Origin of the sequence: Paraburkholderia sp. MM6662-R1 (assembly GCF_050436245.1) — a bacterium.
Lineage (GTDB): Bacteria > Pseudomonadota > Gammaproteobacteria > Burkholderiales > Burkholderiaceae > Paraburkholderia > Paraburkholderia tuberum.
Map to the genome: position 1 here is coordinate 1704421 of NZ_JBNDLV010000004.1, position 14287 is coordinate 1718707.

The 14287-nt window shown below is 65.0% G+C and carries 10 protein-coding genes; 2 read left to right on the forward strand and 8 right to left on the reverse strand.

From position 1 onward, the window contains the following. Positions 1-347: 347 nt before the first annotated feature. Both OKW39_RS37750 and OKW39_RS37755 read left to right on the forward strand, forming a co-directional pair. Positions 348-1274, forward strand: a complete 927-nt coding sequence (locus tag OKW39_RS37750; protein WP_429564959.1) for a Na+/H+ antiporter NhaC family protein — start codon at positions 348-350, stop codon at positions 1272-1274. Positions 1275-1423: 149 nt separating this feature from the next. Continuing rightward, positions 1424-1897 carry a hypothetical protein gene (locus tag OKW39_RS37755; RefSeq protein ID WP_090808917.1) on the forward strand — a complete coding sequence of 158 codons (474 nt, stop codon included), beginning with the start codon at positions 1424-1426 and terminating at the stop codon, positions 1895-1897. Positions 1898-2021: 124 nt separating this feature from the next. Here the strand turns inward: OKW39_RS37755 and OKW39_RS37760 are convergent, their stop codons facing one another. The 8 genes from OKW39_RS37760 to OKW39_RS37795 all read right to left on the reverse strand — a co-directional run bounded on the left by OKW39_RS37760 (position 2022) and on the right by OKW39_RS37795 (position 14020). Next, entirely contained in the window at positions 2022-4322 is a 2301-nt protein-coding gene (locus OKW39_RS37760; RefSeq protein WP_429564960.1) for a molybdopterin cofactor-binding domain-containing protein, read from the reverse strand. Beyond that, complete coding sequence (locus OKW39_RS37765; RefSeq protein ID WP_429564961.1) at positions 4319-4801, reverse strand: (2Fe-2S)-binding protein; 483 nt, start codon at positions 4799-4801, stop codon at positions 4319-4321. Before OKW39_RS37765 ends, OKW39_RS37760 begins: the two co-directional genes overlap by 4 nt. Then, positions 4798-6105 (reverse strand): c-type cytochrome, encoded by a 1308-nt coding sequence (locus tag OKW39_RS37770; RefSeq protein WP_429564962.1) that lies wholly within the window; start codon positions 6103-6105, stop codon positions 4798-4800. Before OKW39_RS37770 ends, OKW39_RS37765 begins: the two co-directional genes overlap by 4 nt. A 186-nt stretch (positions 6106-6291) precedes the next feature. Then, positions 6292-7881, reverse strand: a complete 1590-nt coding sequence (locus tag OKW39_RS37775; RefSeq protein WP_429564963.1) for an aspartate:alanine exchanger family transporter — start codon at positions 7879-7881, stop codon at positions 6292-6294. 97 nt (positions 7882-7978) lie between these two features. Next, positions 7979-9763 (reverse strand): PTS glucose transporter subunit IIBC, encoded by a 1785-nt coding sequence (gene ptsG / locus OKW39_RS37780; protein ID WP_429564964.1) that lies wholly within the window; start codon positions 9761-9763, stop codon positions 7979-7981. Between the two features lie 22 nt (positions 9764-9785). Beyond that, complete coding sequence (gene ptsP / locus OKW39_RS37785) at positions 9786-12326, reverse strand: phosphoenolpyruvate--protein phosphotransferase (protein ID WP_429564965.1); 2541 nt, start codon at positions 12324-12326, stop codon at positions 9786-9788. Positions 12327-12847: 521 nt separating this feature from the next. Further along, positions 12848-13216 carry a hypothetical protein gene (locus OKW39_RS37790; protein WP_429334388.1) on the reverse strand — a complete coding sequence of 123 codons (369 nt, stop codon included), beginning with the start codon at positions 13214-13216 and terminating at the stop codon, positions 12848-12850. Positions 13217-13228: 12 nt separating this feature from the next. Then, a complete protein-coding gene (locus OKW39_RS37795; RefSeq protein ID WP_429564966.1) occupies positions 13229-14020 on the reverse strand; it encodes a hypothetical protein in 792 nt (263 codons plus the stop codon). Positions 14021-14287: the final 267 nt, after the last annotated feature.

Consider the following 14287-nt stretch of genomic DNA (forward strand, 5'->3'; position numbering starts at 1 on the left):
GGGCCGCACGCCTGCGCCGTGACATCGAATCAAAGCAGCCGTTCGCGCATGTTTCGATGATTCACCGGCTACCGGGCGGTCTGGATGGCAACGTTTGGACTACCTGGCAAACGAACGGAGCGTGGCGATGAAGCGGAGCGAGTCGCCCCAGCCGGTCACGATGCTCGAAGCACTGATACCGATCGCTGGCCTCGTCTTTCTCGTCAGTCTGTCCTTCTACCTGTTCGGCGATGGTGGTGCGAACGGGCCGAACCAGGTGGCACTCGTCGTGGCGACCATGCTGGCCGTATTTGTCGGTTGGCGTCGCGGTCATTCGCTCGCTTCGCTGCGCGAGGCCGCGAATGCCAGTGTCAGTTCCGGTATTGGCGCGACTCATCCTGTTCGCAGTCGGCGCGCTGATCGGCACGTGGGCGCTCAGCGGCACGATCGTCGCCATGGTCTATTACGGGCTGAAATTGCTGAGCCCGGATTACTTTTACGTCACGGCGGCTGGAATCTGCGCGGTGATCTCGTTCGCCATTGGAACCTCGGGGACCGTCGCGGGTACGATCGGAATCGGCCTGATGGGCATTGCGCACAGCATGGGCCTGAGCCCCGCCATAACGGCCGGTGCAGTGATTTCCGGCGCGTATTTCGGCGACAAGTCTTCGCCGCTCTCGGACACCGCGAATCTTGCGGCCGCTGCCGCGGGTGCCGATCTGTATCAACACGTGCGCGAGACGCTGCTGACATCGCTCGTCGCGATTGTCATCACGCTGGCCGTGTTTTATCTGCTTGGCCGCCCGGGCGCCTTCGATGCGAGCGCGGAGGTTGCTGCAATGCAGAGCGCATTCTACATATCGCCCGTGCTGTTCCTGCCGCTCATTCTTGTCGTCGTGCTGACGCTGTTCCGGCTTCCGCCATTTACCACCATCTTTCTTGGCGCATTGGCGGGTGGCGTGGTTGCCGTTTTCGTCGAGCCAGCGCGAGTCCTCGCATTTGCCGCCGCGCGAGAGGGCGTGCCGATCCCGATTGCGATGCTCAAAGGTGTATGGCTTGCGCTTGGGAGCGGCTACAGGTCCACGACTGGAAATCCAGTGCTTGATACGCTCCTCACTCGCGGCGGTATGGACAGCATGTTGAATACTATCTGGCTGATCATCACGGCACTGGCATTCGGAGGGGAGTCCGCTGCTGACGGTGGCGATCGCCTACGCGGGTATCCGCATGCCACGCGTCCCTCCAGCCCAAGCCGGGACCTCAACGGCAGGCGGCCCCCCAACTCCGGTCCATGAAGACGCCAAACAGAATTGACGGGTATTCTTACTCGAGTCGTGAGGCACCCTCGCTCGTGGCCGATACCCGGCGCGCGATGTGTTTCCAACCTATTGCAAGCGTTCTTCCGTCCGACGAACCGTCGGCAATACTGTAAGGAGCAGTCAAGATGAAAATGCAACGAAACGCTCCCCGGATCGCGTCCATGATGCTCGCCGCGGCGTTCACACTGGCTCAGGCAGGCGTCGCGGTGTCGCAGACGGCTGCTCCGCAGAGCGCCAGCGATATGCATAGGACCGGCATGCCCGAGACGCAGCAGCAGGGCGACATATCGTTCGTGACCGGCGGAGTCGGTCGCGACGAGTCGACTGCGCTGCGGCAGGCACGAAGGCAGTGGCCGTTGTCTCTGCAGTTCACCGGTCCGGGGGCGAGCTATGTGGCCGACGTCCAGGTGAAGATTGCCAAGGCTGGCGGCGCGGCCGTGTTCGAGGCCACGTCGAAGGGGCCGTACATGCTCGTGCGGCTGCCTCAAGGGCGCTATACGGTCAACGCCACTTACGGCAGCGTGACCAGAAGGGAGACCGTGAACGTCCGCGGCAATGGCAGCGCGCGTGCGACGTTCGCGTTTCCGTCCACCCACTGAGCGCGGTCCCGACGCCGCGCCGAAGGTCGCGCGCGTCGCGTTCGTTTGGCAAGGGGCCTAGACCCAGCCATAGGCTTATTTGGCTTTTACACGCCAGTATCTGTACTTTTGCGGAACGAAAGCCTCATGCCTTGAGCACGTTCTTCCCCTTCGTCCCGAGCAACGGCAAGTCGCGGATCCGCACACCGGTCGCGTCGTCGATCGCATTCGCGAGCGCCGCGGCGGCCGGGCCTTGCGCTGCTTCTCCGACCCCGAGGAATGGCAAGCCCGGCCGGTCGATCAACAGCACGTCCACGCGTTTGGGTACGGACGAGAAACGCATGATCGGATAAGTGCTCCAGTCATAGCTCGTGATGCGTTGCGGGTCGAAATGCGTTTCTTCATAGAGCGTCCAGCTCGTGGTTTGCAAAATGCCGCCTTCGATCTGATTGCGCACGCCGTCCGGATTGACGATCTGTCCGCAATCGACGGCTGCTACGACACGCTCGATGCTGAGCTCGCCGGTATCGCGCATGACCGTCACGTCCATCGCGACGGCAAGGTAGGCCATCAGGTTCTTGTATTGGGCAAACGCAAAGCCGGTACCGTGCGAGCGCGGGCTCGAGTCGCCCGTTCGCGCGCTGCGGGCTCGCCAGCCGAATTGATCGACTACGGCGCTAATGACGCCATGCGCGCGCGGATCATCGAGATGTTTGAGGCGAAACGCCACGGGGTCGGCGTGCGCGGCTCTGGCGAGCTCGTCGATGAAGCTCTCGATCGCGAACACGTTCATGTGCGCGCCGAGCGAGCGCATGGCAGAGACACGTATCGGCATCGTCGGCACGAAATGATGCTGCACGTGCAGGCTGGGCACGCGGTAAAGCGGAATGCTGTTGCGGTCGCCTCCGCCTTCCGGCATCGGAATCGGCTTCGGCGGCGCGGGGGTGAACGGTCGCGCAAGGAGCTGCGCGGGCAACAGGCGGCCCGCATTCTCGATGCGGTTGTTATGCGTGTTGCTCCATAGCTCGTAACGCCAGTCGGTAAGCGTGCCTGCGGAATCGAGCGTTGCATTCGCCTCGACTGTCATGGCCGGGCCGAACGGCTCCCACATGTGTTCCTGTTCGCGCATCAATTGCACGCGCACCGGGCGGCCAGGCAGCTCGCGTGCAACGAGGGCGGCGTCGGCCGCGACATCGTCCGCGCCGTTGTGTCCGTAGCAGCCCGAACCTTCCACATGGACGCAGCGCACCTTGTCGGGTGGCATCGCGAGCATTTCGGCGATGCCCGCACGCAGCGGATAGACGCCTTGCGTGTGCGTCCACACGGTCATCACATCGTTGTCGAGCTGCGCGACAGCGCACGATGGCCCAATCGAGCCATGCGTCAGATACGGCCTCGAATAGCGCGCCCGCAGCGTCGCCACAGGCGCGGCCGCGCCCGGCGCCGCGCCCTGATCGGCCACCGCGATTTCCTGTGAAGGCAGACTCATCAGCAAGGCGTGAACGTTCGCGGGATCGGGCAGCGGCGGCCCGGCCTGCCATTGCGCGGCAAGCGCAAGCTCACGCATCGCGAGGATCGCGCGCCATTCGTCGTCGGCGACCACCGCGAGGTAGTTGCCGTTGCGCACGACCTTGATGACGCCGGGCAGCGCTTCGACGCGCCCGCTATCGACTGCGACGAGGCTCGCGCCATAAGACGGCGGCCGCACGACGCGGGCATGCAGCATGCCGCGCGGCCGCAGGTCCTGGACGTAGCTCGCGCTGCCCGTCACCTTGCCCGGTATATCCACGCGCGGCAGCATATGCCCAATCAGCGCGTAGGCCGATGGCGGCTTTTTCGGCGCGTCGGGCTGCGCGTTCTGATGGAGGTCCGCGTATTGCACGGCTTCGCCATAGCTCACGCGTCTTCCGTCGGCGGCAATGACGGCGCCGTCGCGCGTCGTCAGGACCGCTGCGTCGACGCCCAACTGCGACGCCGCGCTCGCGACCAGCAGCGCGCGTACCTGAGCGGCGGCGTTGAGGATCGCGGTGCCGCTGTCCGCCATCGTGTGACTGCCTGCGGTGTAGCCTTCGTTCGGCGTTGCGGCGGTGTCGGCGGTGATCAGCTCGATCGCATGAGGCGCGAGATCCAGCTCTTCCGCGGCGACCTGCAGCAGCGCGGTGCGAATGCCCGTGCCAAGCTCCGCCTTGCCCGTGAATACGCTCACGTGGCCGTCAGGGGCGACCTTGATCCACGCATCGAGCAACGGCGTGCTCTTGAGACTGCCCGGCAGCTTCGGGGCGCTCGCGTTGAAGGTGCCCGCTTCGGTGGTGGTTTGCGCAAGCGCGGCCATGCCGGGCACGATCGCGAAGCTCACCATCAGCGAGCCGCCAACGAGGAAGCGGCGCCGCGCGGGGTCATCGGGGCCGCTGCCGTGAGCGACGGAGGACGGGCGGCCGTCGCTCACGACTGCGCTCCCTCGTCCGTTCGCGGCGAACCCGTCGCGACTTGCCGGATCGCCGCGAGAATGCGCATGTGCGTGCCGCAGCGGCATAGGTTCGGCTGCATGTAGCGGCGGATCTGTTCATCGCCCGGGTGCGGGATTCGCTCCAGCAGCGTGTGCGCGCGCATGATCATACCGGCGATGCAATAGCCGCATTGCGCGGCTTGCTCGTCAATGAAGGCTTGCTGAAGTGGTCCCGGATGTTCCGCGCTGCCAAGTCCTTCGACGGTTCGCACTGGCCGGTCGCCAACGGCCACGACCGGCATGAGGCACGATAACACCGGTTCGCCGCCGATGCTGACCGTGCATGCGCCGCATTGACCGAGACCGCAGCCGAACTTCGCGCCAACGAGCTGCAACTGGTTGCGCAGCACGTAGAGCAGCGGCGTTGACGGGTCGACATCGACCGTATGACTGACTCCGTTGACGTTGAGCGTGATCATCGTGGCAGGCCGTCCTTGCGAAAGTGCGCGACCGCGCCGGCGTCGAGCGAGGGCCACGCGTCGCGTGCGGTGAAGCGTTCGCGCGTGTAGTTGGCGAGCTCCGCTATCTGCGCATCCGTGAATGTGTTGGCGAATGATGGCATGAAGGGCGCGCTATCGCTTTCGTGCCAGTCGATTCCATCGAGGATGATACGGACCATGTTGCGCGGGCTGTCGGCGTTGACGGCCGTGGAAAGGGACAGCGACGGTCGAGCGCCCCCGCTCGACATCGGGGCGCCTTCGGCATGGCACGATGCACAGGCCGCGGAGAATAGATTCGCGCCGCCGCCGGGCGCGGTGGACACGGGCGCGGCGGAAGCGGAGGGCGAGGCGACCGGATGCTCCGGCATGCCTGGGCCCCCGGACGACAACGCCAGCAGATACGCGGCAATCGCCTCTACGTCGGAGGCGGACGCGTCGGCGAGCATGCGCGTGACGGGGCGCATCGGACCCGCCGCCGCCCCATGGGCGCTCGCGAGGCCCGTGCGCAGATAGCTGACGAGTTGTGCCTGCGTCCAGGGCGTGGGGCGTGAAGCGAGGTCCGTCAGCGCGGGCGCATCCCATCCTTCGATCGTGCCGCCTTGCAGCGCGCGGTCGCGGCGCTCGGCACCGAGGCGGTCGAGCGGCGTGTGGCACGCACCGCAATGACCGAGGCTTTCGACCAGGTATCGTCCGCGTGCGACGTCCGGCGCTTCGGGCGGGGCCGGCGCTGCTTCGGTACCGGTATGCAGGTAAAAAAGATTCCACACGGCGATGAGGGGCCTGAAGCCGAGCGGGAAGATCAGCTCGTTGTGCGGTGCAGGCGCCTTGACGGGAGCGCGGCTCATCAGCCACGCATACAGCGAGCCCATATCGGCATCGCTGATGTGCGTGAAGTACGGATAGGGGAACGCGGGATAGAGCAGATGGCCGTCGCTGGACACGCCGCGCCGCATCGCGCGGGCGAACGCGTCGAGCGACCAGCCCCCGATACCCGTCTCGTTGTCCGGGGTGATGTTGGTCGAGTAAATGATGCCGAAGGGTGTTCGCAGTGGCAGTCCGCCCGCGAGGGGCAGGCCGCCCGTCGCGGTGTGGCACGCGACGCAATTGCCAACGGCCGCGAGCTTCGCGCCGCGCGCCGCGGCCGCGGTATCGCTGCCGGCCGCGATGGGCGCGGTGACGGCAGCCGGCGCGGGCTCCCCAGCATGCGCGGTGGGTCCGCCGTATGCGGCCATGAGGGCAACCAGAACAACGGCCACGCCTGCACTCGCCACCCGTCCTTTCATCTAGCCTCCATCGCCGAGGCGTCCGCGCATCATGGTTCCAGACTACGTCGCGCGGCTCCAGGTGGCGCAAGCGGCGTTCCTGATATTCGCGGAAGTCTGCGGCTGTCCGCCGCTCCGCGGTTCGCCGCTGTCTACGATGACGAAGCTTTAGGGTCGAACAGCGGCAGGTCGCGATAACGGTCTCGCCTAGCCGGCTGCGATCGCGATGGCGATCTGCACGAAAAGCACCTTGACGATGGTCATCGACGGAAAAATCATCGCGTACATGACGTCGGGCTGATCCGTCGGCGCGATGCGGTTGGCGAAGGCGAGAATCGCGGGATTGCCGGTCGCCCCGCAGATCACGCCGACCGATGTATCGAAAGACAGTCTGAAGACCCACAGGCAGCACACAGCCGTGACGCCGACGAGCACCAGCAGCGTGATCACGCCATAAAGCAGCAGCAGCGGTCCGGCAGTGCCGACGGTCGCGACGAACTTCGGTCCGCAAGACAGGCCCACCTGCGCGAGAAAAATCGTCAGCCCGAGATTGCGCAGCACGAGATTTGCAGAGAGCGGCATCACCCACACGAACGGTCCGCTGCGGCGCGCCTTGCCGAGGCACAGCGCGACCAGTAGCAACGCCGCGAGACCCAGGCTGAACACGCCGAGACCGGGCGCGCGCAGCGGGATCGCGCCGACCAGCAGCCCCGCTGCCGCGCCGATGCCCAGACAGATGAAACTGAGGTCGGCCGTGCCCTTGATCGAATCGCCGAAAAACGCGCGGACCCTCGCGCGATGCGCGCTACTGACGAGCAGGCCGACGCGGTCGCCAGCTTCGAGAACGAGGTCTGGCGTCGACAGTAGATCGGCGTCGCCGCGCCGCACGTGCGCGACCGCGCAGTTCACGCCATCCGGAAAGCGCAGATTGCCGAGCGCCGTGCCGACGACCGACGGACTCGACGCGAACACGCGCATATAGTCCAGGTCTTCCCGATGACTCGAGATACGCCCGGGCTGTAGCTCGCCGCATAGCGCCGTTGCCTCGTCGAGCGGGCGGCGCTCGGTGGCGGTGGCAAGGAGGACGTCGTCGGCGCGCAGCGTGAAGTCGTCGCTGGGCAGCTGATTGTGATGCGCGCGCCGCACGGCCGCGATCACTACGCCGGCAGGCAGGCGAGTCGAGAGCTCCGACAGCTTGAGACCGAAGAGACTGGCATTGCGCAGCGCGATTTCCGCGGTCTCCAGCATCTTCGCGGGCGGTTTCGGTATTTTGGCTTTCAGGACCGAGTTCAGCACATAGAGGAATAGGATCGGCCCGGCCACGCCGAACGGATAGGTGACGCTATAAGCCACGGCGGCATCGCTGCTTTTCATCGATGCGATGGCAACCTGCAGGCTCGCCGTGCTGGTGCCGCTGCCGGCGAACATGCCGAGCGCATCGGCGAGCGTGATGCCGAAATGGATGAAGGCGCACGCCACCAGACCCGAAACGATCACGCCCAGACATGCGGCCGCGTTGGCCTTCATGCCTTCCCGGCTCGTGAGTCCGCGGAAGAACTGCGCGCCGTACTGAATGCCGATGCCATACAGAAACAGCAGCAGACCGAGCGTGCCCAGCAACGCCGGCGGCGCGGATTTCGGCGCGAACGCGCCGAGCGCCAGTCCAACGAACAGCACGGCCCCCGAGCCTAGAGCCACGCCCTTGATAGTGATTTCGCCGACCAGGTAGCCAAGCGCGATGGTCAGAAAAAGCGCGAACAGCGGCTGAGTTTCGAGGAAAGTTCTGGCTGCTTCCATGCCGCCCCCTATAGGTGGACAAAGCAACGCGACCGAGCGCTTCCACCGGCAGGCCTCGCGTTCGACGCGCGGCAGTTGCTGACGATACTCGTTGCTGCTATCGCATTGCGCCTGCGAGGTTGCCCGAGCCGAGACCCACGATCAGATCGAGTGCGCCGTTCTTCAACGCTTGCGTCGCGACCACGCCCGCCGCTTTCAATGCGGCCGCGTCGATGCGCGACGCGTCCGATAGCTCGACACGCAACCGCGTGGCCGCCAGCGCGTCGAGCTTCCTGATGTTGGCCGCGCCGCCCAGCGCCGCACGAATCTTTTCCGCGCGCTCCGTTTCCTGCGGCGAGCTTTGCACCGAGGCGGCCACAGCCGCTGGAGCCGCCGCCGCTGCGCCTTCCACACCAGGCACCCCCGCCGCCGGCAAATCCGCTTCGGCGCCCGCTGTCTTCAGATAGTCCTGCATGTCGGTTTTCATGTTCTCCGACAACGGCCCGAAGATCGCCTGCACGCCGTTGCCCACGCGCACCACCCCCGCGGCGCCGAGCGCCTTGAGCTTGGGTTCGTCGACGCCCGCCGGGTCCTTCACGGAGATTCGCAGCCGCGTGATGCAAGCGTCGAGACTCGTGATATTGGAGCGGCCGCCAAAGGCGAGCACGAGTTCGCGCGAACGTCCTCCCGCGCCGCTCGCGGCAACCGCCGCTGTTTCCGCCGTGTCGTCCTCGCGGCCGGGTGTCTTGAGGTTGAAGCGCGTGATGACGAAGCGGAACACGCCGTAATAGATCACCGCGTAAATTGGACCAAGGATGAAAACGTACCACGCGTGCGTGGCCTTCCCGCCGATCAGGTTGAACATCAGAAAATCGATGCCGCCTTGCGAAAACGTGAAGCCCATGCGCATGCCCAGTGTGTTCGCCACGAACTGCGCCGACGCCGCGAGGCATGCGTGAATCAGGTAAAGCACCGGCGCGACGAACAGGAACGCGAATTCGATCGGCTCGGTGATGCCGGTGAGGAAAGAAGTCAGCGCGGCCGAGACCATCATGCCGCCGACGGCCAGCTTCTTCTCCGGCTTCGCGCAATGCCAGATCGCGATCGCCGCGGCCGGCAGGCCGAACATCTTGAACAGGAACGCGCCCGCCAGGATGCCCGCGGTCCGGTCACCCGCGAAAAAACGGGTGATGTCGCCGTGAACCGTCCTGCCGGTCGTCGGGTCGAGGTAGCTGCCCATTTCGAAGAAGAACGGCACGTTCCAGATGTGGTGCAGGCCGAACGGAATCAGCAGACGTTCGACGAAACCGTAGACCGTCGCGGCGGTGCGCGGGTCGGAAACCGCCGCCCAATGCGAAAAAGCCTTGATTGCGCTGCCGATCGGCGGCCACACGAAAGACAGGATCGCGCCGAGCACGATCGAGCCGATCGCGGTCACGATCGGCACGAAGCGCTTGCCGGCGAAGAAGCCGAGATAGGGCGGCAACGTGATCCGGTAGTAGCGGTTGAACATCCATGCCGCAAGACCACCGGCGAGGATGCCGCCGAACACGCCGGTCTGGATCGACGGTATGCCCATGATCGTGTCGGTTTCGACGCCCTGGAGCTTGCCGATCACACCCAACGTGGCCGTCATCACCAGATATCCGATCGTTGCGGCGATGCCCGAGACGCCATCGTTCTCGGTGAAGCCGAGCGCGACGCCGATCGCGAAGATCAGCGGCAGGTTGCCGAAGATCACGTCGCCCGCATTCTTCATCAGCGCGAGCACGACGACCGGCACGTAACCGTGAAAGTCCGTGGCGCCGAGACCGAGCAGCAGGCCGGCCACCGGGAGCACGGCGACGGGCAGCATCAGCGATTTGCCGATCTTCTGCAAGACTCCGAAGGCATGCGAGAACATGGCTGATCTCCTGTTGATCCGCTCACTCGGCAAAGCGCGACAGATGCGCGCGGACTTCCGCGGCGGTGCCCAGACACAGCACCTCGGCGGCGAGCTTCCTGGCTTCTTCGGTCGTCACGCGTGCAAGCTGAGCCTTGATCGAACCGACCGCCGGAATGCTCACCGACAGCTCGTCGATGCCAAGGCCGACGAGCACCGGCACCGCCATCGCATCCGACGCGATGCCGCCGCAAATGCCGACCCATTTGCCATGCTTGTGCGCACCGTCGACCGTCATGCCGATCAGACGCAACACCGCCGGGTGCAGCGCGTCGGCCTGCTTCGCGAGTTGCGGATGGCCGCGGTCCATCGCGAGCGTGTATTGCGTGAGATCGTTCGTGCCGATCGAGAAGAAGTCGACTTCGCGTGCGAGCGGCTCGGCGATCAGCGCGGCCGCGGGGACTTCGATCATGACGCCGACTTTCACGCTCGCCGCGCGATCGCCGGCTTCTTCGAGCAGGATCTTGCGCGCTGCCCGCACCTCCTCGATCGCGGCGATCATCGGGAACATCACGTGCAGATGCCCAAGCGGCGCCGCGCGCAGGATCGCGCGCAGTTGCGTGCGGAAGATGTCGGGACGCTCCAGGCTCACGCGCACACCGCGCAGGCCGAGAAACGGGTTGTCTTCCTTCGGCAGCGGCAGATACGACAGCGGTTTGTCGCCGCCGACGTCGAGCGTGCGGACCACGAGCGGCCGCTCGCGGCCAAGCGCTTCGGCGACGGCGCAATATTCGGCGGCCTGTTCGTCTTCGGTTGGCGCGGTGTCTCGCGCGTCGAACAGGAACTCGGAGCGCAACAGGCCCACGCCTTCGGCGCCGGCCGCGACCGCATCGCGTGCTTCCTGCGCATTGCGGATGTTCGCGACGACTTCGACGCGGTGGCCGTCGGCCGTCATTGCGAGTTTGGTTGCCGCGAGCTTTTCGTCTTCGCGTTTGGCGGCCTGGCGGCTGATGCGTTCGCGCGCCTTCTCGAGTTCCTCGGCGCTCGGGTTGCGCCGCAAGCTGCCGCGCGAACCGTCGAGCACGACGGGCGTGCCGTCGGCGAGTTGCAGCGCGCGCGCGTCGATACCGCAGATCGCCGGAATGCCGAGCGAGCGCGCGAGGATCGCGACGTGGCTCGTCGCGCCGCCGCTCGTCGTGCAAAAGCCGAGCACCTTGCTGCGATCGAGCGACGTGGTGTCGGACGGCGAGAGCTCCTCGGCAATCAGGATCGATTCGCCAGGCACGTCGATCTGCGCCTGCTTCACGCCGGCGAGCAGCGCGAGCACACGGCGGCCGACGTCGCGGATATCGCCGGCGCGTTCGCGCAGCAGCGGATTGTCGAGCTTTTCGAGCGTGCTTGCCTGGTGCTGGAACGCATCGCGCCACGCGAACCCCGCGCCCTTTCCCGCGCTGATGCTGCTGATCGCGGCGTCGTTGAGGCCAGGATCGTCCAGCAGTTCGAGATGCGCGTCGAGAATCTGCGCTTTCGACGGATCGGTGAGCGTCGCCTTGAGCGCCTCGATCTGCTGACGCGCCTGATGCTGGGCCGCTTCGAGTTGCGCCCGTTCGCGTGGCGGCGACTCGCCCGCTTCGTTCACCTCGATGACCTGCTGGCGGAACTGCACGATCCTGCCGACCGAAAGCCCTGGCGAAGCGGATACGCCGATGAATTCGTTGGTGTCGGCGGGAGCCGCTTCGGTCGGTGCTGGCACCGGCGCAGCCGGTGCGGTTGGCGCAGCCGCCGCGGGCGCATCGCCGGGCTTTTCGCCCGATCCCTCGCCAAGCAGACGCGCGACGGTGTTGGCCGCCTCCGCCGCGTCGGGACCGCGGGCCTCGACGCGCAGCTTGTCGCCGAACTTCGTTGCGAGCCCCATGATCGCGACGACGGACTTGGCATTTGCGCTGGCATCGCCGCGCAGCAGCCGGATCTCGGACTTGAATTTCTTCGCCTCGACCGCGACGACCGCGGCGGGCCGTGCATGCAGGCCCGCCGGATTCGGCAGCGTGATCTCGTCGGAGAAGATCGCGCCGGTGGCGCTGGCCGTGTCCTTGTCCTCCATGCTGCCGACCAGCTCGACGTACAGCGCGACGTCGGTGCCGGCGACGACGAGCCCTTTCGCGGGAACGTAGCGCGTGACGAGATCGCCATTGGCGATCACCATTTGCGTGAGCAGGCTGGTTGCTTTTGCGCCGACCGCGATTGGGTCGAAGCGGATCAGCGGCGTGCCCGTCGCGACGGCGTCGCCTTCCTTGACCAACGGCATGAAGCCCTCGCCGCGCAGCAACACGGTGTCGAGCCCGATGTGCAGCAGCACTTGCAGACCGTTGTCGCCGGTGATCGTCGTGGCGTGGCCAGCGCTATGGAGTTGCGTGACCTTGCCGGCAAGCGGCGACAGCAGTTCATCCGAGGTCGGATCGATCGACACGCCATCGCCGACCATCTTCTGGGCGAAGACCGGATCGGGCACGCTCTCGAGAGGAACCAGTACGCCCGACAGTGGTGCCATCAACCCGATGCGCAGAGGACGCTGAGGAGCTTTCATCGCCAACACTCCTTGTACATTGACGCTCGCCTCGGGTGGCTCGACTCGAGCCGCATGGGCGCGACATTCACACGTGCGGTCGGCACCATTGCCGCTCACGCCGCTCACCCACTTGTGAGCGGCGCACGTTACAAAAGCGTCGGTGACAAAAACTCGGGAAACCAGACAAGGTCGCGCACGTCGCCCGTGTGCGCCCGCGCAGCCTCGACCGGGATGAATGGAGAAACGTCAGGCGCGCTCCGACGACGCTGTTTGCGTTTGCCGGGCCGCCTCGCACCCGTGCGCAACCCTTTGCACCGTGGTCCCGGAAAAAAGGACCCGGAAAGCGCTCTGAAAAAGAGCATATGTTACTGAGCGCAGATTGCAAGACAAGACGATTTCGGACGGGAACGCCTGAAATTTGCAATTTCCTGGCGGGAGATGGAGCGGTCTTTATTAGTTGGCGTGTGACGCGTTCATTGATCTGTGTTTTATCCGTTTAGCGAAAGGCGGCGGCCCGACAAGACGCTCACCCTTAATGTTCAGAGTAGATCCGTGACGACATCCACCGTATCGAACTCGATGAGCAATTCCGCGCCCAACGAGGCGGCTACGGATGCAATCGGCATATTGGGGCGGTTCTCTTTCCCGAAATATGATTTTTCTAGCGCATGGAGGGCGCGCTGATAATCAGGGGACTGGAAATCCGTGAGTACCTTCACTTCATAAATAACGTTCTGGATGAGGAAATCGTTCGCAAGACAGCGCGTCGCGCCCTTGAATTGAACGCGAACCCGGTCTTTCCTATTGTCGAACATCAAGGCAAGCTCAACGATGCTTGCCTCACGGTCCGCGGATACGCCCATCAAATACCAGTCGTGGAACGCATTGAATTTCTTGATAAGGTCCATCGCGTAATTCCTTCAGGGACTCCAGGGGCTGAATGGAACAACATAATCGCCGCCATCTCGCACACCGTTGTCCCAATTGTGCGCGTGGGGCTTCAATCCGTTGTGTACATGGTCAAAGTCGAGATCAACGACCGGCTTTCTATCATCCCCGTACAGCCGCATTTGCCCGCTACCTGGGTTTGTGTACCAGGTTCCCGGGTCTCCGAGGTTCGGAGTCTTGGCTACATCGAATGAACCTTCGTCAACCTGGTTGGGCGAGTACTCGAACGGCTGCGCATCGCCCAGCGGCGTTGAGACCGGCGTGGCGATGGTCCCATCGGGTAGCACGTCGCCGGGGCGAGCGTACCAGATCGCGAGACCATCGTCGGCGGCCAGCCGCGGCAGTATGGGACGCTCGAATGACCGCGCGGCAGGCACGGCGGCCAGCGCGCGCCGGAAGAGCTGCGACGGCGTGACGGTCGCATAGTACGGCCGGACCGTCTGCTCAATGGGCGAACTGCGTGCGCCAGAGGCTCGCGGCTTAGGCACGACAGCAATCACATCGCCGCTCTCGACGGCACACTGTAGCGCTCGAACGAGTTGCTCAGGCGCGGGGCCGCTTGCATATGCGCCGCCCTGGGCATGGCGCATCAACGTGGCGAGCCGGGCTAGCTGGCTCGCGTCGCGCGTGAACTCCCATGCACTTGCCGAAGTAATGAACTGGCGGCCGGTGCGCACGTCGTCGCTGGACGTGTTGCCGCGATATTCGTGCCGCGTATAGAGCGTGCAGCTCCGACGGGCCCCCACTTTCAAGTCAATCGCCATCCGCCTCCCTCGTGCGATCAGATCAGTTGATATACCTATCACGGGGCTCCATTGCACGCTGCAAAAAACGAAGCCCTCAAACCGCCGCGAACGCTGCAATACCTCTATGGCGGCCCTGAGAACGCACGGCGGCGCGACTTACGAGACCTCGTAACATTGTGGAAGACTGTCAAGAAAACAGTAGGAGCGTCGATGGTTTGGCCAATGCGCATCACATTGCTGATGGCGAACGCTTCCGTGCCGACGTATATGGAAGAGCCGTACGGG